The sequence below is a fragment of the Paenibacillus sp. ov031 genome, from assembly GCF_900143165.1.
In the GTDB taxonomy this organism is placed as follows: Bacteria; Bacillota; Bacilli; order Paenibacillales; family Paenibacillaceae; genus Paenibacillus; species Paenibacillus marchantiae.
Genome location: NZ_FRDO01000010.1, coordinates 76,867 through 97,867 on the forward strand (window position 1 = coordinate 76,867; position 21,001 = coordinate 97,867).

At 46.6% G+C, this 21,001-nt stretch carries 14 protein-coding genes; 4 read left to right on the top strand and 10 right to left on the bottom strand.

Annotation, left to right across the window (positions count from 1 at the left end):
• Window positions 1-8: 8 nt before the first annotated feature.
• A complete protein-coding gene (locus BUA17_RS28235; protein WP_072735686.1) occupies window positions 9-719 on the bottom strand; it encodes a S1 family peptidase in 711 nt (236 codons plus the stop codon).
• A gap of 287 nt (window positions 720-1,006) precedes the next feature.
• Between BUA17_RS28235 and BUA17_RS28240 the strand changes: the two genes are divergently transcribed.
• Together BUA17_RS28240 and BUA17_RS28245 are read left to right on the top strand one after the other, a co-directional pair.
• A complete protein-coding gene (locus tag BUA17_RS28240) occupies window positions 1,007-4,135 on the top strand; it encodes an ATP-binding protein (protein ID WP_072735687.1) in 3,129 nt (1,042 codons plus the stop codon).
• The gene (locus BUA17_RS28245; RefSeq protein WP_083584895.1) at window positions 4,132-5,250 is read left to right on the top strand and encodes a response regulator; all 1,119 of its coding nucleotides are present in this window, start codon (window positions 4,132-4,134) and stop codon (window positions 5,248-5,250) included. Before BUA17_RS28240 ends, BUA17_RS28245 begins: the two co-directional genes overlap by 4 nt.
• 169 nt (window positions 5,251-5,419) lie before the next feature.
• Here the strand turns inward: BUA17_RS28245 and BUA17_RS28250 are convergent, their stop codons facing one another.
• From BUA17_RS28250 to lpdA, 4 genes are all read right to left on the bottom strand, one after another.
• Complete coding sequence (locus BUA17_RS28250; protein WP_072735688.1) at window positions 5,420-6,592, bottom strand: DUF4317 domain-containing protein; 1,173 nt, start codon at window positions 6,590-6,592, stop codon at window positions 5,420-5,422.
• 170 nt (window positions 6,593-6,762) lie between these two features.
• A complete protein-coding gene (locus tag BUA17_RS28255) occupies window positions 6,763-7,935 on the bottom strand; it encodes an ABC transporter permease (RefSeq protein WP_072735689.1) in 1,173 nt (390 codons plus the stop codon).
• Window positions 7,919-8,551: a biotin/lipoyl-containing protein gene (locus BUA17_RS28260; RefSeq protein ID WP_072735690.1), complete on the bottom strand. Its 633-nt coding sequence runs from the start codon at window positions 8,549-8,551 to the stop codon at window positions 7,919-7,921. The genes BUA17_RS28255 and BUA17_RS28260 overlap by 17 nt, the downstream gene beginning before the upstream one ends.
• Window positions 8,552-8,774: 223 nt before the next feature.
• Complete coding sequence (lpdA, locus tag BUA17_RS28265) at window positions 8,775-10,178, bottom strand: dihydrolipoyl dehydrogenase (protein ID WP_072735691.1); 1,404 nt, start codon at window positions 10,176-10,178, stop codon at window positions 8,775-8,777.
• 201 nt (window positions 10,179-10,379) lie between these two features.
• Between lpdA and BUA17_RS28270 the strand changes: the two genes are divergently transcribed.
• A complete protein-coding gene (locus BUA17_RS28270) occupies window positions 10,380-10,949 on the top strand; it encodes a TetR/AcrR family transcriptional regulator (RefSeq protein WP_072735692.1) in 570 nt (189 codons plus the stop codon).
• A 613-nt stretch (window positions 10,950-11,562) separates the two neighbouring features.
• On the opposite strand, the gene BUA17_RS28275 is transcribed toward BUA17_RS28270, so the two are convergent.
• The 4 genes from BUA17_RS28275 to BUA17_RS28290 form a co-directional block, all read right to left on the bottom strand.
• Window positions 11,563-12,270, bottom strand: coding sequence for a DNA alkylation repair protein (locus BUA17_RS28275; protein ID WP_072735693.1), 708 nt, complete (start codon window positions 12,268-12,270; stop codon window positions 11,563-11,565).
• 370 nt (window positions 12,271-12,640) lie between these two features.
• The gene (locus tag BUA17_RS28280) at window positions 12,641-13,801 is read right to left on the bottom strand and encodes a cobalamin-independent methionine synthase II family protein (protein WP_072735694.1); all 1,161 of its coding nucleotides are present in this window, start codon (window positions 13,799-13,801) and stop codon (window positions 12,641-12,643) included.
• A gap of 241 nt (window positions 13,802-14,042) precedes the next feature.
• On the bottom strand, window positions 14,043-14,612 hold the full coding sequence (locus BUA17_RS28285; protein WP_072735695.1) for an SF0329 family protein: 570 nt from the start codon (window positions 14,610-14,612) through the stop codon (window positions 14,043-14,045).
• 15 nt (window positions 14,613-14,627) lie between these two features.
• Window positions 14,628-15,614 carry a tRNA dihydrouridine synthase gene (locus BUA17_RS28290; protein ID WP_072735696.1) on the bottom strand — a complete coding sequence of 329 codons (987 nt, stop codon included), beginning with the start codon at window positions 15,612-15,614 and terminating at the stop codon, window positions 14,628-14,630.
• 554 nt (window positions 15,615-16,168) lie between these two features.
• On the opposite strand from BUA17_RS28290, the gene BUA17_RS28295 reads away from it, so the two are divergent.
• Entirely contained in the window at window positions 16,169-16,375 is a 207-nt protein-coding gene (locus BUA17_RS28295) for a DUF2536 family protein (RefSeq protein WP_072735697.1), read from the top strand.
• A gap of 96 nt (window positions 16,376-16,471) precedes the next feature.
• Here the strand turns inward: BUA17_RS28295 and BUA17_RS28300 are convergent, their stop codons facing one another.
• A complete protein-coding gene (locus tag BUA17_RS28300; RefSeq protein WP_072735742.1) occupies window positions 16,472-20,938 on the bottom strand; it encodes an endo-1,4-beta-xylanase in 4,467 nt (1,488 codons plus the stop codon).
• Between the last annotated feature and the right edge of the window lie 63 nt (window positions 20,939-21,001).

Genomic DNA, 21,001 nt, shown 5'->3' on the forward strand with positions numbered 1-21,001 from the left:
TTTCCCCGTTATGTATTCGACTTCTTCAACAGCTTGCGAATATCTTCGATCGTTACACAGATATGAATGCCATTCATTGTCCGGAACGAACCGGAGATTAATCCGATCACACGACCTTCTTCATTTAACAAAGGACCACCAGACATCCCTGCGGACACCTGCGCGGAAGTGAGCAAGCGAATGACATCGTTCACCTCAGCGGTTGGTGCATTCACGATGCCCTCCGTAATGATCTTGCCATCCTTCAGTGGGTAACCGATGGCGAACGATCGTTGCCCATATCTTGCGGGTTGCTTGTCCACCGACAGGGTAAGTACCGAACGTTTTTTGCTATCCTGCACAGACAACAGAGCCACATCGGTATCCGTGTCAGCACCCATAACCGTAATCTTTTGGATGGAGCCATCCTCATATACCGCCTCGAAAGACACCCCGTCCTTCACAACATGGGCTGCTGTAAGTGCTTTACCATCACCGATCAGGAAGCCGGTACCTACCGTTTTGAGCGTCCCGTCCTTCCGATACGCTTTCAAGTAAAAGACAGCTTTTGCCGCGGACTGATACACTTTTTCAGCCCCCGATACAGCCACTTGTTCGGTTCCGGATGCTTTTGCGACAGATGAACCCGTATATCCATTTAGACACGCCACAACAATCACTACGGCCATCATGCCAATCATCTGCCGCCGCAAACGCCAAGATGTGATGTTTCTCTCCATTCACTCAACTCCATCAGCCCATAGTCATGCAAAGATAGGTCTTTCGCCGCTTTTTCCGATCCCATTCGACATATCTTGCTTTCGCAGTATATAGGATCACAATAAACAAGCAATAAACAGATGAAAATTGTCGAAATGTGATTGCGCCCCCCAGAGATATCCGCTACAATGCCGATAGAATACAAGAGATTTTTTCCCAATCTACCGAAGGATCGTGTTCAAAAATTCCGTTTTTTTAGTACAGAGAAGATGGATTTTCTGAACAACCTCTAAAGGAGCAGCATTTCGTGTTATTAAAAATTTCAGGTGTTGTCCTGACTGTTGTACTGGCCATTAGCGTGCTGCTCCTGTCAACGGTTAGAGAACCACAATCTGCGGTGCTTCATGCCCGTCAAGGCGTTCTGGACCTCTCGGCCTGGGACCCGGAACAGAACGAACGGATTAAGCTGGACGGTGAGTGGGAATTTTACTGGAACCAGCTGCTTCCTGCGGGATCTGCGAACCAGGTCGGGCAAACGAAAGTACCTCCTGATGCATATACAGATGTTCCCGGTTCGTGGAATAGACTTGAATTGAATGGTAAACACTTGCCTGCCCATGGCTTCGCCACCTATCGACTGGTTTTGCAAAATGTACCTGTTCAGGGGATACTGGCTATCAAAAAAATGAACATTCGTTTTGCCAGCGAAATCTTCGTCAATGGCGAAAAGCTGCTTGAAGACGGGCATGCCGTGGAGAAATTCGCGGGTTACCAACCGGGAAACTCGCCCCAGATCGGCTTTTTCCCCTATCATGGTGGCGATATTGAGATTTTGATTCGGGTGGCTAACTACGATTACACGGATGCTGGTATTCCGGGTCCCCTCTTCTTCGGCGATCAAGCAGCCATGTTGGAAACACATCAAACCAGCATAGCTATTGAACTCGGTACGTTGGCAGCGCTAGCTACCATTTCGATCATCTTCCTCATCAGTTACTTGGGGTCTGCCCTCTACCGGAACAGGGACGATTCCCTGCTGCTGCTCGGTCTAATCTGTCTGCTGTACGCTCTGTATAACGGCATGATCAGTGAACGTGTACTGGGCATCGTCGGCGCAAATATCTCATTTAGCACGCTCTATAAATTAAAAGACTTCTGCTCTGTCGCTTGTCTCGGTCTGATTATCTTTTACTTTTACCGATTCAGAACAGGCATCCTGCCCGGATGGCTCACAGCTATAACACTGTTTATCTTCGGAGCTTATATATGCATGATCGCACTGCTGCCTATTTCCGTTTACGGGCTGGCTGCGCCCTACGTCATCGTTCTGTATACGCTGATGCTGGTGTGGTTGCTGTACCAATGTGCATTACAATTCCTGACCAGTGAGCATGGCGAACGGCTGTCTACTTTTTTGTGGTATGCAGCTCTGCTCAGCATCACGCTGTATTGCTTGGACATTAACCTCTTTTCGATCTCACTCAAGGAAAATATGAATATCGGACAGGCCAGTATTGTCCTGTTTAGCATCCTGATGCTGTTTCTAGCTGTGCTTCGGTTCTTCGAAGCCTATCGTACGGTCCATGCCCTCAAAGACCAGTTGCTCTTACTAGACAAGGTGAAGGATGACTTTCTGTCCAATACCTCGCATGAGTTGAAGACACCGCTGAACGCGATTGTGAACATCAGTGAGAGCCTGCTCAAAGGTGCCGAAGGCCCGCTTACCGACAATCAGGCGCACAATCTGGCGATTGTGACGGGAAGTGGAAGACGATTGACCTACCTCGTAGATGAATTGCTAGACTATTCCAAAATGAAACATGGGGACGTGCCGCTCCACCGGTCTGCGACCGATCTGTCCTCGTTCGTCGAATCGGTCATGCGTATGCACTCCTTCCTACTTGGATCGAAAAAGGTAGAGCTAGTCAATCGTATTCCGGCGCATTTCCCGCCGATCTATGCGGACGGCAACCGTTTGATTCAGATTTTGCATAATCTGATTGGCAATGCCATCAAGTTCACAGAACGTGGCACGGTAAGCATCACCGCTTCGGTTGTTCAAGGTAAAGCGGAGATACGCATTGTGGATACTGGCCGTGGCATCAGTCGGGACAAGCTGGAGCATATCTTCCTGCCATTTGAACAGGAAGCCGATACGGGACCCGTCGTTGCCGGAGGCACCGGTCTTGGCCTAAGCATTACGCGCAAGTTAGTCGAGCTGCATGGCGGAACTATCCATGCGGAATCGGCGCCCGGCATGGGTGCCTCCTTCATCCTTACCTTTCCTCTGGCGGATGGCAAAGGAGATAAACACTCCAACGTTATGCCACTCGCCATTGCTCCTACAGGTTTCGGTAATCGGCTACTTCGGTTCGAAGAGCCAACGATTGTGAACGGAATTAAATCGGAATGGATCATCGTTGTAGACGACGACTCCGCTAATCTGCAAACGATTGTAAATCTGTTGAAGCTAGAGGGGTACAGTTATGCGGTAACCACACGTTCCCCTTCCGTATTAGATCTGCTGGACAAGCTTCCTACCGTGCATCTCGTTATTGCCGACATCATGATGCCCGACATGTCAGGTTATGAATTATTGGAACGTATCAGGAAGCGCTTCTCCCCTTCCGAGCTGCCTGTACTTATGCTGACGGCAAGTAATAAAGCCCATCAGTTGAAGCTGGCCTTGGAGAAAGGCGCCAATGACTTCGTGTCGAAGCCGTTCGAATCAGAGGAATTGCTGGCCCGAATCGGCGGCCTGACTCGGATGAAGGCCTCCGTCCAGGCCGCGCGAGATGCCGAGATATCCTTTTTACGGTCACAGATCAACCCACACTTTCTGTATAACGCTTTGAATGCCATTGCTGAATTGTGCGTGGATGCGCCGAATCGGGCTGAACAACTCATTTTGCAGTTATCAAGCTACTTGCGACGCAGCGTGCACTTTAAACATCTCGATTCCAAAACTAGCCTGACGAATGAATTGGAAATGATCGAAGCATATGTAGCCATCGAGCAAGCCCGCTTCGGCACGCGGCTGGAGGTCATCATTGACGTGGATGCGGACGTGGACCGGAACATGGACATTCCACCACTCACGCTACAGCCGCTGATCGAAAACGCGATTCGTCATGGCTTGATGTCCAGCATTCGCGGAGGCCGCGTCATGTTGTCCATACGTAATCTGAATGATACGGAAACACGCTTCACCATCGAGGACAACGGAATTGGCATAACCAGACAACGGATGGACGAAATTCGGCAATCCACGGACGGTAGTAAAGGCGTGGGACTATGGAATATCTCCAGCCGGTTGAAGCTGCTGTATGGCAGACATTTTCAGATGGAGAGCCTGGACGGCGAGGGAACGCGGATTACATTTGATCTTCCAAATCAACGTATAGGCATAGATGGGAACGGGGGTTATGAAACATGATGAAAGTCATCATCGTGGACGATGAGGATTTGTCGCTCAAGCGACTGAATCGTATTCTTACAGAAAGTGGAGAAGTCGAAGTGTGTGGTGCGTTTCACGACCCAGAGGAAGCTTGCGCCTACGCGGTGGAGAATAGCTTCGATGCGGCATTTCTGGACATTACGATGCCCCGCATCTCTGGCATGCACCTCATTGGTGAACTGCGCAAACATCACCCTTCGCTCCCAATCGTGCTGGTGACCGGATACGAGGAATATGCAGTGCAGGCCTTCGACAAAGACGTTATTGATTACGTCATCAAGCCGGTCACGGCAGAGCGACTGAACCGCAGCATCAAGCGGTTGCAGCAGAAGCTTCACGATTATGTGGCAACTCCTGAACCAGCCGTGGCGGAACCCAAACTGACTGTCCGTATGTTCGGTGAATTCACCGTGCATGGCGGAATTGGAACAGACAGTCCACTCAAGCTAAGAACCCCCAAAACGGAAGAATTACTCGCATTCTTGCTGTATAAAAAATCGACTAGCCGCGATGCGTTAGCCGATACGTTGTGGAAGGACCTCAGTCCGCAGAAGGCCTGGACGAACATCAATTCCACACTGTACTACGTGCGACGTGCCATCGGCGACAACAGTGACGTGCCGATTATTCTAAAGGACAGGAACGGCATTCGTATCGACCGGGAAGCAATCGATTGCGATCTGTACGAGTTCGAGGTATTATTCCGGCAGATGCGTCAGGCATCCGCACATCGTCCTGAGCTCTTCGAGCGAATAGACATGCTGTACGCTGGTGAACTTCTGCAAGGCAGGCACTATGAGTGGGCCTTCGCTTGGTCCAGACAGTTGGAGCTGGATTTCATCATGACGATGGAGACCGCTGCTCACTATCATGCGAAGCAAGGCGAGCCTTTACGAGCATTGTATTATTTTGAACGTATCCTGCAGATTGATTCGATTCGGGAGGATATTCATCGTGAGATCATCCTACTGTATCTGTCGCTAGGACGAAGAACCGAAGCGCAGCGACAGTATCTGGTTCTGGAGGAATTACTTCATGAGGAGCTCGGCTCCAGCCCAGCAGCGGATATCAGACAACTGCTGCGACAATCTTAAAACAGCAAAAAGCCCATGCCTTGGCGATATTGCCTTAGGCTTGGGCTTTTATAGAGACAGATGGCCCGTACGTCCATCCGTCCATCTTAATTTTTGGTTAGTAACACGACAAATAAATAACAGCTGTTCCATGCGAACCTCATGCTGCTGCGTATGAATCACAATTCGTCTAGAGCGTCTCCGAAGTAAGCGTGAACCCTTCAATGACGACATCTTCGTCAACTTCAATCATGATACACCGTCTGCCTTGATAATTCACTTGTTTCACATATCTCAAATCTTGTGGGCTAACCGAAATCGTAGCAACTTTGGTTTCAATCTTAATGGACTTGGACGTAAACTTCGGCATAACACTGGTCGCTTTCATTTCATAATTCTTGTTGTCGACGATGGTTTCAAATGCGCGTTCCACTTTCTCCGACGTCAGGTCCTCTATACCGCTTGCTGTCAACACTCGTTCCAGATCTTTATAATCGAGCTTCGGAGGTTCTTCTTCATGTGACTCTTCGTTAATTTCGATGACCCGGTTGATCTCCTCGTACACATGTGCAATTGTGGCTGAGTCGAGCTGTTCACCGGCCACTTCCTTCACGATATCTTCGAAGATCGCCCGTTCTTCCAGTGCTGTCACAGACCTTTCTCCATTCAATACATTTTCAACAAAATGCGGATCCGGGAAATTGGATTTCCCTGTGCAATATAGAACACGATTCACATCGGAGTAGTTGTCCGTTACGCTCGGGTACAGGAAACCCTGCTCCGGGGTGCTTAATTTGACAACCGGATCTACAATGACATTGTACTTAAATTCTCTCTCCACATAATCAAACAAGAGCGTTTTTCGCTGCTTCTCCGTGGAATTCACACTGCACAGAATGAATGGATGTGCGAACACTTCGTTTTTCTCGCTTTCTTCCGCTTCATCGTTCCGAGCCTTGGTTGGCAAGTAATACTGTCCACGAACAAACGTGATCACCATATCCCGTTCATACTTGGCATCCACCAACATTCTTTCTACTAACAGGAGCATCAGGTCCTGCCATTCCTCCGGATCTCCTGTTACCAGTGCTTGGTGAAGCATCACCTGAGCCGGCTCCTCCGCTTGCTCCTGGAACTTCAGCTCAAACAATTTTTGATCCAGCTCACCCGTCAGCAATTTTTTGAAATTGCCCATGTACAGTTCCTGTTTCTCTCTATCCACCAGCTCAAACGGATGGCGCTCCCAATGATAAATCTCGTTCGTTTCTTTCGTAATATACACGTTGAGTATATCGTAAATATTCAGTAAATCATGATCCATCTTAAACTGTTTACGTATATGCGCGACTTCTTTTTTATTCATGATTCGTTAGACAACTCCTCAAGTAAATTGGCCTTACAAGTATAAACGATATAAAAAACCTTCGCTAGAAGGACCTTTATCGTTATATGTCATCTGCAGTATCTAAACAGAAAGACGCATCAGGAATGATTCCCGTGCGTCTGTTTTCGTTTCAATGCTTATCTTTTCAATTAACTGCTGCTCGGCAACATATCTGCATTCAATAGGGGTTCGCGGCTTGGAGACACTTTCCTCGATTCCCGCAGAAACAGTAACCCCATGAACAAGGACACAACGCCAATAATAATTAACAATGCCCCCAACTCCTGACTGTAGGCTGTAAGCTCTCCGTCCCGAAAAGCCATTCCACGAATCAGGCGGTTAAGCCAGTTCATTGGTAGTGCCCATGCGAAAATTTGGAACGGTTCTGGAAACGCCAGCGGCGTTAGTTGAATCCCCGTAGCTAGAAAGGAAGGATACAATACAAAACTGGTTCGTAGGTTGACTTTGGATATGTCTTTGGCTGTGTATCCAATCAACATACCCAGAAGTGACAAGGCGAAGGCATAAATAACCAATGGGATGATAAAAAGATAAGGCTCCGCTTCAAAACGCATTCCCCCCACCTGCTTTAACAATCCATAGGATAGGAGCAGCGATAGGGAGCTCAACACAGCGTACGGCACACTCCTAACCCATAGCTGGAAAGGTGACCTTCCGTTTGTAAATAACTCCCCTTCCTGACGAAGCCGAGGTGCAATCGAGCCCGCTGCACTTGTTGTAATCATCAATACTACGATATTCACAAATCCTAGTACCATAAAACCGACATAACTGGAGGTTGGATTAAACAGCATCCTTTGCTGAAGCGAGATCGGCGACACGATTCCTTTAGCCGTTTCGGCATCCATCCCTTTCTGGATCAGACGTGTCATGGAAAGGGTCATATTTTCCGTCTGGATGATCTCCTGAATCGCGGTCCGGATTCCGGTTAGCCCCGAGGGCATTGTGTTATCCATCAAGATGCCGATATTCGTCGATTTCCCTTGTTGTTGACGTAAGCCCAATTGATTGGGAAGCATAATGACCGCTACAGCCTGCTCATTGGCAAGCAATGTTTCCGGACTCATTCGGCTCGCATATACGCTTTTGACGCTCATATATTGCGAGGCATTTATTTTGGAGATCAACTGCCGTGAATATTCGCTATGATCCTCATCAATGACCACAACTGGCGATTTGCTAATTTGATTCTGCGAGAACATTAAACCAAAGAATAAGGCTGCAATAAGCGGGCCGATAAAAATCAATCGAACATACTTACTTCCCGATACGTACTTCCACTCGTCAATCAGTGATTTCATCAAGTTTCACCTCTGCTGTCATCCCGGGAAGCAAATCAGCATTCGAATCCATCGATATTCGGACCAGAAACATACTTAGATCGGCTTGCCCCTTTTCCCGTGACATGCGCAAGCTCGCGAATTGTGGGGCAGATGAGATGGAAGTAACAACTCCACTCACCTGTGTTGGCTGATCCAAATAGGGAAAATGAACATCTATGGCTTGATTCACTTCAAGCTTTTGAACTTCACTTTCCTGGATGTAGAGGTCCGTATAGTAATTTTTCTTTTGCAGAACCGCCAGCGGCACTCCTGCTTGTACTTGATCTCCCTGCTTTACAGCAACTCGGTCAACTAATCCGTCATACGGTGCGAGTACATCCACATCTCCTTCCCCAGCTGACTTCACTTTGAATAACACCTTTCCCTTCTTCACGGAGTCACCTGCAGATGCACCCACCTCTACAATCGCCCCAGGACTATTCTGATAAAACAATGTCGTTTGCTCTGCCTCAAGCATGCCTTGTTTCCTGCTCTCGGCCTGACTTACAGCATCCTTCCCTTTAACAGCCAGAAGTGAACCTCCAACAATAAACACCATCGCAATTCCTATATACAGACCTGCTTTTATCTTCATTCTTTTATCTCTCCCATTCCCAATCCTCGTGTATATAAGTTGAACTAAAAATTATTTACACTGGAAACTCCGATGACAGAACAACCTTCCGATCGCTGTTATCCCCAGATTTTTTTGATTCCTTTTATAAATGGTAAATCCAGTGATAAAGGCGAACGCTCCGCTTCTTCAGGTTCTTTCTGTCCTCTCCGTTTCGTGTAAATGTTTAGTTCAATTTATATGGTTAAATTTGCTGCGTATTTTTAGTTCTCATTATCATTTTGGTGACCGCGTTCTCGGCAGCCTCCATGATCACTTCTCCCAACGTAGGATGAGGGTGAATTGTCATGGCCAGATCTTCTACAGTTGCACCCATCTCAATTGCAAGCGCAAGCTCCGATATCAATGTGGATGCCTCCACGCCAACGATTTGCGCGCCAATGACAATTCCTGAGGTCGGATCAGCCACTATTTTCACAAATCCTTCGGTTTCCCTTAATGCCAATGCTCTTCCGTTGATCCCAAAAGAAGATTTTCCGATAACCACCGGAATGGCCTGTGCTTTGGCTTGCGTCTCACTTACTCCAACACTGGATAGCTCCGGATCAGAAAAGACGACAAGCGGGATCACCTTATAATCCACTTTGGAGGTAAGACCCGCAATGGCCTCTGCTGCTACTTTTGCTTCATAGGAGGCCTTGTGAGCGAGTGCCGGACCAGCCGTAATATCTCCAATGGCATAAATGTGCGGAATAACCGTCCTGCACTGTTCATCCGTCTCAATCAGTCCCTTGTTCGTTACGGACACACCTATGCGTTCCAGTCCTAACTGGCCGTCTGTATTGGGTTTCCTGCCGATTGTGACCAATACATATTCCGCCGTGACTTGGTGCTGCTCTTGATTTTTCGAATAATGCAGTGTAATGGAATCAGCCTTCTGCTCCACCTTTTCAGCAATCGCTCCGGTTACGATGTGGATGCCATCCGCCTTCAATTGTTTGACTACAGGTGCTGCAAGTTCCGCCTCGAATCCGGGCAATACTTGTGCTCCACCCTCCAGAATCGTTACCTTTGTTCCGAATTTGGCATACATCTGTCCAAGTTCCACACCAATATACCCTCCGCCGATCACAACCAGACTACTCGGAACCTCCTGCAGAGACAGTGCTTCTGTGGAAGATAAGATACGACCTCCAACTGGAAATGCTGGCAGCTCAATTGGACGAGACCCCGTTGCCAGTATGAGGTTTTTAAAAGAAATGCTCTGCTCCTGTCCAGCTTGCTGGATCATCGCTGTGTGCTCATCCACCAGACTAGCCTCGCCCTCGAGAATGGTCACATTCGCAGTCTTTAACATATAGTGGACGCCACCTGCCTGTTTATTCACAACCCCCTGCTTGAAATCCTGTGCAATCTTAAATGTCGCTGCCGCGTCAGCTTGATTGAACTGTCTGAACAAATCATGGCGATGTGATTCCGCAATTAATGCCTTGGATGGTATGCAACCCACATGCGTGCAGACCCCGCCGAGCTGTTTACGTTCGACGATTGCCGTCTTCATCCCCAGTTGCGAAGAACGAAGCGCCGCCACATATCCTCCCGGACCTGATCCAATAACTAACGTATCTACTGATTCAAGTTTACTCATGTCCTGATACCTCCCGATTTGAAGCCGATTTAAAATATGATGATCGTAATATATTATAACCATCATATTTTAAGGCAGTCAACAACCGTATTTGGCCCTTTTGTAAATCAAAAGACATCCAGTCGACAAATTGACAGGCTTTATTATGATGACTATAATATTTTAAAAAAGCAGAATGATGAAACTATGGAGTGAATGATAATGCCCTATCCCAAAGGCCATAAAATAAAAGTACGAGGTAAAATTGTTGAGAGTGCTGCTCGTGCTTTTCGCACCAACGGCATCCAAGACGTCAGTGTACCGTTCATTATGAAGGGAGCCGGATTAACTCATGGAGGGTTTTATTCACACTTTGACAACAAGGACCAGTTGGTCGCCGAAGCCTGTGAATATGCCATTAGCGATACCATCGCACTTCTTCAGAAAGTCGCGGATCAGGAAGAGCAGAACCCCAAAATCAATACAGTCATCGATTATTATCTCAGTCCCTATCACCGTGATAAAACGGAAATGAGCTGCATTTTCCCTGCCCTTTCCGGCGAAATATCCCGCTCTTCCGAAGAGGTTAGGCAGGTATTCACTCATGAACTGGAGCGGATGGTCACTTTTATCTCCAATCTGGCAGATATGGATGTATCCAAAAGTCGTGCACTGTTTAGTACATTAGTCGGCTCGCTTGTTCTTGCACGCTCTGTTAATGATCCTGAACTAAGTGACAGCTTTCTCGCGGCGGGCAGGCAGCAAGCCAAAGAAATGGTTAGAAGTAATTAAAAAGTAAACGCTCCGGGCCCTTATAAAATGCGTAACTTTGATGCTGTTTAATTTTTGTTATTCAGCAGTAAACACAAAAAACACGCCTATAAATGGCGTGTTTTCTCTTATTTGTTTTCAACTAAATAATGCTTCATACTAGCCACCGTAATGCTCTTTTCGCATTCACTGTACTGGGGAATTATCATGCCAAGACTTTTATGAAAACGAATATTGTTCATCTATTAGCTCCAAGAAAAATATGGTATACTCACAGAGCAATGGAAAGGCTTATATGGGCGGTCGGCTAATCTCCCGGAAGGGAGGTGATGCCTTGTGACAGTATTTGAAGCAATTATGCTAATGCTTACCTTCGGTTTGCTGATTGTAGCGCTGCTGTCCAATAAAGACAAATAGACCGACCTCTGGCTAAGGGATGCGGTCTATTTGGTCGGTACCCTGCTTGTTAAGCCCACCGCCCTTAAAAGCGGCTATTGCATCAGAGAGTCGTGTTAGCGCACGGCTCTCTTTGCATTATAAGCTGTTTCTGTCCTTATTATAACATGGTGATTGTGGATTTCAATTCACAGATTCGGACGTTCCCTATGCCAAAACTGACGATAAGGCGAAAGCGTCAGCACCTTACATATTTACGCTTGAACCCAGTTCGCCCTTTTTCCACTGCCTTTTGAATATTTTCGGAAGCTTGCAGGAACTTGCTCTTAGCTTTGTCCTTGTCGACTTCAACAGGTCCCACGGCCTTGGCTGTCTCCACGGCCTGGTCGTGCAGCGGTTGATAGGATGTCGCGACGGTGTAAAGGAAGTTGTTCATCGAATATTTCGTTCGTTCCGGAGATTCGTGAATCGTCTTTTTTACCTGTTCGAGCATCTCCATCATTTTATTTTCGGAGAATTCGCTATCCGGTCGGCTACCGAGTAACCAGCAATAACAGCTCCAGCCTGCAGACATTTTCAATTCATCCCCGCTCGCAATCCACTTGTCCGAAACCGCTTGGGCAATATCTGTCTCTGCCAGCGTGACGGATACGATGAAGTCAGAGATCATGTAAAAATAAGCAGCATCAATCCAACGGTCAAAATCAGCTTCCGTCATCGCTTGGGGATCGGCTATCACACCAGCAAAATACATGGCATCATAGTTTCCCGTAGCGTAAAGTAACTCAGCCAAAGGCTGATCCTTTTTTATTTTCTTGGCGATTGGTTTCATCGCTCCAGTAGCTACTCCAAAAAGCGGTTCGTGTGCACCATTGGACATATATATTTTCTTTGTTCGTTCTTTCCCTAGCGCTTCTAGCTCATGCATAACCTCTTCCAAATTCATTGTGTAAAACTCTCCTTTTTCATAGGATATATACATTTCTAATTTGTCGTTTAGAGGGAATACAACTGCCAAGATGATCCGTACAACGATTTCATTTTCATTGTATCACAGCCTGTTGTCACGCTATACATCCAGATTCCACTAAATTCACTCCCATTCCAACCTCACCAATGATGCTAACAACTCCTTTCTCTCCTACAGTGTCTTAATCACCGATCTGAGAAAGAGCCACTTATCGCGCAATACAATGGCGGAACAGGAAACTACGTTAATTTGGGGAGAAAAGATGTATAAAAAATAGAGATGCCTCGCAGGTCCATTGACGGCCCTACGAGGCATCCCTTTTAGCTCAAGATGCTGCTATTCGAAATTAGTTTTCCCAGTATTGCTTGGCAATCTTTTGACCTTGAACGATTTTGGCCCATTGCTCAGCTTCGCTTAGTTCGTTACCGCCATCGCAGGATGCAAAGCCGCATTGGTGCGAAAGCAACAGACGATCCTTATCGATAATCTTGGAAGCTTCATCAAGCAGACGGATTACGCGCTCTTCATCATCAAGTGTATTGGTCTTAGATGACAACAAGCCTAATACGATTTCCGTTTCAGGTCTGTCCTTGAAAACCTCCAGGGCTTCGATAGAACCCGCACGATCATCATCCCACTCCAGGAAGAAACGATCATATTTCAATTGCTTCAGGAACAGGTTAGCGATTTTCGCGTAAGATCCACCGCCCATGTTGCGAGAATCATAGTTGCCGCGGCAATTATGTGTCCACATTTTCAAGCCCAGGCTATGACCGAAGTCAATCACTGTATTGTTAATATCAATAAATTCGGTAGCGAGACCCTGTACTTCCTCTTGATTAATGTGCTCCCCTGTAAACGGAGAGTTCGGGTTGTCGTCTGCAAACAGCTCCCACAAGCAGTCATCCATTTGCAGAATTTTACCGCCTACCGCAGCGAATTCTTCCACAAATTCCTTATATGCTTTCACAAGACCCGCTTTGAGCTCCTGAATATTCTGATAAACAGCGTCCGTACCGCCGATATTATCGGACCAGGAGAGTTCACCAAAAATATGGGATGGGGACGGAACGCAAAGTTTCGTTTGCTGGTCACCCGCCGTGTCTTGCAGTTGTTTGAACAGTTGAATGAAATGATGATTTTTACCGCTCAATTCGCCCGTTATGCGCAGGCCAATATCTTTACGTGTTTCATATTTTGAAGAGCCATCCACATCACGGAAAAAATAGCCATGGTCTGCAATATAACGCTCAACTCCACCAAAGCCCCATACAAAATCCAGATGCCACATCGATTTGGAGAACTCTCCATCTGTAATAATCGACAGCTCATGCTCGATTTCTTTTTTCACCACTTGTTTGATGGCCTCAGTCTCGCATTTCTCATAACCTTCAAAACTTTCATAGAATGGATATTTGATATCATCACGATGTTCAATTTGCGTTTTATATGTCAGCAGCTCTTCAGGACGCAACAAACTACCTACGATCTGGAACTTATCAGTCATGTCAAAAACCCCCTCGTTGTATACCATTATCATATCATGCAGAACGAGGTTGGCTGAGATACTTAAATGCCATAACTAGTTATAGTTAAAAGCTATAACAGAAAAAAATTGAACAATAAAAAAGTAGACTTTTCAACATGCACAGGTTGAAGTCTACTTGATCATCTCTTCTCTTGTTAAGCTAATGTTCAGTAGGACCACCCTCGATAAAGGGTGCCCCGTCATTGATATTTATTAATTCTCACAACGTACTGCGCCTTAATTCATAAAAATACTGCACAGCTGGATGCTTTAACTTTATCTGCTCAGACATATTTAGAATTCGCTTTTTGCCAACTCGTCTGTCTATCAAAGCCAGAATATTCAATAAGATATCGTTGCTCTCCAGATTATCCTCTATCGAAGTAGATAAAAACGTAGTAGCTGCAACAGTAAAATTCGATTTACTTAATACGGCCTGCGCAGAAAGGAGCTCTTTAGCATGCCCTGAGCTTTTTCTGCTTCTTCCTATGACTTGAAGACGATCCTCTGGAACGGTCCCTTTGGTTTCTTTTCTGATGGCTTCAATCTCTTCATGACTTACAGGAATCAGCAAATCCGGGTCATTTTTGATCTCCTGCTCCGTCAGATACCATCTGATCGAGCCAGTTATATCACTCATATTGAGTACGTTCTTTTTATCTACGGTAATGTAACAATTTCCTGATTTATCAGGTGAATAGCGGTAGCTCGTCGCCCGGTATTCGACCCTATCAACTAACGTGGGACTAAGGAAACTCTCCAATTGCTGCTTCAATTTACTCCAGGACATGTGACCTCCTGTATTCTATTCATTTTCTTCTGCCCCATCATGCTCCTTGCTACCAAACTCATCGAGCAATTCGCGTACTCTAGTCGTAGTTTTGGCGTTCATCAGGCTGTTTCTCAGCTCACTTGCCCCGCGGAATCCACGGACGTAGATTTTGAAAAAGCGGGCCAGCGGGCTGAACGAACGCGGTTCAAGCTCTGAATATTGATCATGCAAGTCCAGGTGTAGTCGCAGCAGATGAAGGTACTCCTCCGTGGTATGCTCCCTTGGCTCCTTTTCAAAAGCAAACGGATTCTGGAAAATGCCTCGTCCAATCATAATGCCATCCACACCATACTGCTCGGCAAGTTTGAGTCCGGTCGCGCGGTCAGGAATGTCTCCATTAATGGTTAGCAACGTATTCGGTGCAATCTCGTCCCGAAGTTTCTTGATCTCCGGGATCAGCTCCCAGTGCGCATCGACTTTGCTCATCTCTTCTCTTGTCCGCAGGTGAATGGATAAATTTACAATGTCCTGCTGCAAAATATGAGTTAACCAGTCGCGCCATTCGTCCACCTCGGTGAACCCAAGCCTTGTTTTTACACTTACGGGCAGTCCTCCGGCTTTAGCCGCCTGAATGATTTCCGCTGCAAGGGCAGGACGGCAGATCAGACCGCTCCCCTTCCCATTCTCTGCCACATTGGCTACAGGACAACCCATATTAATGTCGATGCCTTTGAAACCTTCCTTGGCCATGCCGATGCTCATCTCGCGGAAGAACTCCGGCTTGTCTCCCCAAATATGTGCCACAATCGGCTGTTCATCTTCTGTAAAAGTCAAACGCCCGCGGACACTTTTGTTCCCCTCCGGGTGACAATAACTCTCTGTATTCGCAAACTCCGTAAAAAACACATCCGGTCTGCCCGCCTCACTAACGACATGCCGAAACACTACGTCCGTCACATCTTCCATGGGTGCCAGTATAAAAAACGGTCGTGGCAAATCACGCCAAAAATTTTCTTTCATATTTAGAAACTCCTCTATATATACCAGGACAACCTTTGTCCTCATTAATGTTAAAATCGTAAGCCATACATCTGCAATCGTATCATTTACATTAGCAGATTCGTTGCAATTTACATTTTGATGTCCTTGCTTCTTCTTCTTCACTTATACCATGCAAATGTAACTTTGTTCAAACATCAGTATCTGTTAATCACATCAAGATGAATATATCCTACCCCGAAGAGAAGCCTACTCTTCAATAGACTCGCATAAAAAAGAGGGGCGATGCCCCTTTGCTAATTACCGTATGGGTCCGGGTTTCCCCTTTCTCCATTTATTACTCCACCAATTTTACCACGTCTTTAGTTGATTTTCAGCACGGGTTTATTAGTGATTATTTGAAGCATAACTTTACCTTCTCGTTTTGGCCCCCCCAGTATAGAAATCAGACAGCCTCCATCGTTCTAATGATTCGCTTTGTTCGCTCTTGCCGAACCAGACAAGCTCCTCTACAATAAAAGTTCGGCAGGCTTTTGTACCTGCAAATCGTGACATGGAGGAGGCCTGAAACAAACATGGAAATTTCACTCGATATTATCAAAGATAAAGTCGAATGCTTGCAGGCTTATGACTTCAATGAACTGGAACGGGCGATCGAGGACCGAATCGGAATGAACAAGGCATTGCTGCTTCGAGTGAAGCAGGTTCAGCATCAAGTGACGTTCGACCCGCTTCGTAACAAGATGTTATATAGTGCAGTTGTTCATTTTTCTGCAGAGTGATGGCCAAGCTTTTTTTACTTCAATATGAAATAGTAGAACTACCCCCGTCTGGATTATACGGGGGTAGTCTTTTTTATTAACTGGTTTGATTAAACTTTACATTTCCCAGATCCGGTAGAGAACCATCGCTGCTTCAGCACGGGTCAATGGTTCGGCTGGTGCGATTTTGCCATCTTTGCCGTTAACGATTCCACTTCCTACAAGGGAAGTTACACTATCCACCGCGTAAGTGGAAATACTTGCAGCATCCGAATAAGGAGCCAGATTCCCGTTGCCGGCAGATTGCTTACCTGCTGCTTTCAGGGCTTTCGCCGTAAGAACCATCATGTCTTGACGGGAAATGCTGCTGCTTGGTTTGAACGTGTTGTCTTCAAATCCAGAGGCAATCCCCAGTTCTTTCGCAATAGTCACGGCCTGTGCATAGTGAGCAGTTGGCTTTACATCGCTGAAGGCTACCGTGTTCGTTCCCGCACCCTTCAATTCAAGTGCTCTTACAAGCAAGGTGATAAAGTCGGCTCTCGTGATAGAAGCTGCAGGAGCGAAGCTGTCATCAGAGATTCCTTTAATAATATCGCGTGCAGCCAGCGCTTCGACTGCTTGTTTTGCCCACAGGACATTTTGCACATCGGCAAAAGTCTTGGTTACGTAGGCTACAGCATACGTGCTGAAATGAGTTGTTTTGAACACCATTGAACCGGATTTAGCATCATAGCGTCCGCTTGGCACAGCTGTTGCATGCCCTTGATTGTCAATGTAAAGAATCACGATCTGATGTGCATTGACAAGCTCCTGTGCAGCAGGCGTGTACGGAACAGATACCGTTACAGGTGCCGCTGGATTGTTCCAGGCAAGGTGACGGTCACCAGCTTTTACACTTAGATCGATCACCGGACGGCTACCCACAATAGCGCGAACATCTGCGCTCAGACGATCTGCCGAGACTTTGTTAATCTGAATAGAGACTTGATCCGCTTGCTCCGTAATATTAGAAAGCATATTGGACGGAATTTGAATTGTTGCATTCTCCGTCTTAAGCACAAACTCAACATTATTGTTGCTTTGCAGGATTGAAGTCGGCAATTGCACAACATAGGATTGTACATTTGCTCGCTTCGGCACTTCGATGGTAACCTGCTTCTTGCCATTTGCACCTGGAGAAGCTTTTTCAATCGCTTTATTCAGGCTGTCGCTTGAAATGGTTGCTGTGGCTGTTCCATTTTCGACTTTAATTACCGGCACAATCGCCGAATCGCTGCCTGGAAGCTGTGGTTGAGGTTGTGGCTGCGGAGTAGTCCCGGAATTTGATCCGCCACTGCTACCACCATTGTTCCCCCCGCTGTTGTTGCCTCCACCGTCGTTTCCTCCGCCATTGTTTCCGCCAGAAGAGGGTTTGCCAGTGAGCGTCAATTCACCGAATACGGAAGTATCCTGGTAACCTTGACCGGATGGATCGTTCCATGCATTCACGCTGATTCTGTTGCCGTCTTTGGCATCATTGATCTGCGCATCAAAGCCAATTTTGGCATTGTTCGCAGGCTTAACCTTTTTGAACGGAATCTTCATTTCAACCGTGTAGTTGGTACTGGAAACAGAGACTTTGGATTCGAAGCCTGCAGCGATTTCCGCAGGATTAAAGGAAGCTAGATTCTCAAAGTTCACTCTGTATTGTCCATCATCATCCTGGAAGCTGGACGTTTTTCCGTTATTTTCATCGACGAATACCTCGACGGAATCCTGTTCCCATACATTTGGATTGGTCTTGTTCAGTTGATCGTCTCTGACTTGAACGAGCACATAGAGATTGTCGTCATCCCACAGTACTTTTGCCGTTCCTGTCGCACCGGACCACGCCATTTGCTTCGTATCCAGTTTCAATTCTGGAGCTTTGCTCCATATGCTGTCTACAGATCCATCCATCGACGGTGTCCCATAGTGCGCGCTTGATTTCTTGTAATCAAGCTCTTCAGGCGGGTTTTCCGCCAGGTACTTCTCCGGATCAGCGACCGCGTAGAACGACTCTTTTGCTTGAAAATTCTTATCGAACAAGGTTGGATTCTGCTCGGCTCTCCAGCTGGTGCTGTCATTTAATCCCCAGAAGGTGACACGCGGAATATGCTCGCTGTTCTTCTTATACAGATCCATCAATTGGGCATACAGATAGGCCTGCTGCTTTGCTTCTTTTTCAGTAATTGTAGAATTGGTACCTGCCATAATGTCCAACTCGGTGACACTGACTTCTACTCCCAAAGAAATGAAACGTTCGAGCGACATCTTGACATTGTCCAATCTCGTGCCCAAATTGTAGTGGGCTTGCATGCCGATGCCGTCAATCAGTTTCTCGCCAGGGTGATTGGCGGCGTACTTCTCGTTGATCTCTTTAACCATGCTGTAGATGGCTGTAGATTTGTTCTGATTGTCATCGTTGTAGTCATTGTAGTAAAGCTTGATATCCCAGCCGTTATCGTCAATGACTTGTTTGGCCGCAAGGAAAGCCTCCTCAATAAATTCAGGGCCGATGGCTTGTAACCAGCCAGAATTACGCAATGCATTTTTCCAGTCTTCCGGATTAGCCGGGTTATCGTTCATCGCTTCATTGACAACATCCCAGGAAATGACTTGATCGCCAAAGTGCTCAACAACCGTTTTAACATGTGTTTTTAGATTCGTCAGAGCTGCTTCACGACTCAATGGTTTACCACTCTCTGCCGTATAAAGCCATGTAGGTGACTGCGCATGCCATACGAGCACGTGACCGTGCAAATCAAGGCCTGCATCCTGTACTTTTTGGACAAGGGCATCTTCTGCGGTGAAATCAAATTGTCTGTCCGCGTTATAGGCATAATCCGGTTTCATATCATTCTCAAACGTGACGACATTGTGATGTTTCTTCAGAAGCTTGAGCCGAGTCTCATCAAAGGTAGACGGATTAACAATGTTACCTATCAGGAAATCATCCTCGTAAATATCCTTGATATTAGGAAGATTTTCTTGAATCGGAGGTGCAGCAGTTACAGGTCCCAAATATTTTAGAGCAAAGTCATCCAAGAAGAAGGTACGGTTGCCGCCGTCATTGTTTGCTGTTTCAATATAAGCATTGAGTACGCTTGGAGTAGTGGTGAGCGTGTACTTACCCGTTAAGTGAACCCACTCCTGATCGGTAACGGTTGCATTTGGAGACACGTTCGCAAAGCCGCTGTCCGCATATTGAACACTTATACGAAGTGTTGTGGGTTCTTGTCCAGGTGCCATTTTCACCCAAGCAGACAGCTCATATTCGTGATTCTTTGCCATTTTGCCATCAGCGTTAACCAAGGCTGCATCATATTGTGTCGTAGTTGTCACAAGCAAGCTTTTTTTGCCGCCAGATGTATGATTATCGTCTTCGGAAAGAGCTACCGTTTCACGGCCGTTCCGTGCTTTGAATCCATTCAGGCCATTCTCAAAATCGGCAGAGATGCCCGTTTTATCTACAATTTCCGGTGCAGTTTGATCAGGAGTTACATCGGTGATCATGACTTCATCAATGTAAATATCCGAGGTTAATGTATTGTCCGATGGTTCAACATAGATGATGACCTCATTCGTTTTAGAAGGGATTTCGTAGTCTTTGGTTTCAAATAGCGTCCATTCGGAAGCTGTTACAACCTTATTGCCTATAAGCCAAGGATACTTCTGGTCATCGGCTAATATTTCAGAATTTATTTTGGAAGCCAGATGGAACTGGCCTTTACCCGAACCGAGTCTAACCTTGAGGGAAATATCATACTTACGGTCAGATTTCATTTTTCCAGTAAGTACAAGAGCAGGAACAGCCTTCTCATCGGCCCGGTTGAAGAACTTCAGAGATTTCGTGCCTTCGGAGGCTAAGTCGTTAACGACCGTAGTGTCCCCATTCGATCCCCAACCCAGTTTGCTCCATCCACCGGTATTCCCGTCTTCAAAGCTTTGGTTAAGGACTACCGTGGGTTCGACAGGTGTTACTGTCTGGGTGATCGTGATATCCCCGATATAGAAAGAGGCACCCTTACCTGCTTCATCAGATTTGATTCGTAGAGCTGTATTCTCCACGCTGTTAACGGAGAGATCGGCGGATAGCGTAATGCCTTGTCCTGCTTTAAAGTCAGCAGAGCTAATTCCAGTGTATGCCTCAGATCCAGCAACGCCCTTATTGCTTACAATCTCCAGGACAGCTTTCCCAGCTGCAGGCGGGTTAGCATCAGAATCGACATATACGGAAGCGGTTACAGAATACTCTCTGCCAACTGACAAACCAAGGTCATCAAAAGCGAGGTCCACGCCATCCCAGTTGTTAGATCGGTTACTAACTTGTAGAGCCGCTCCATCATCATTGCCTTCAAACGGCTTGCCTGTTACAGCGCTCAGCTGGGCACCGCCTGATGGAGTTGCCTTGCCTTGACCATTCTGGAATGTTTCCTGATACACAATTTGTGAATTAGTTGCCACTTGATCTGCAGCGTTAACTGCCGGAGCTAACAAGCCGCCCGGAAGAAGCAGAGCCGTTGCGAGTAACCCGGAAACGACCTGCTTTAGTGATTTCCTCATTCGAAGCATTCCCCCCACATCAAATTTTTCACCAAACATATAAAGCGCTTACATAAATTGTTG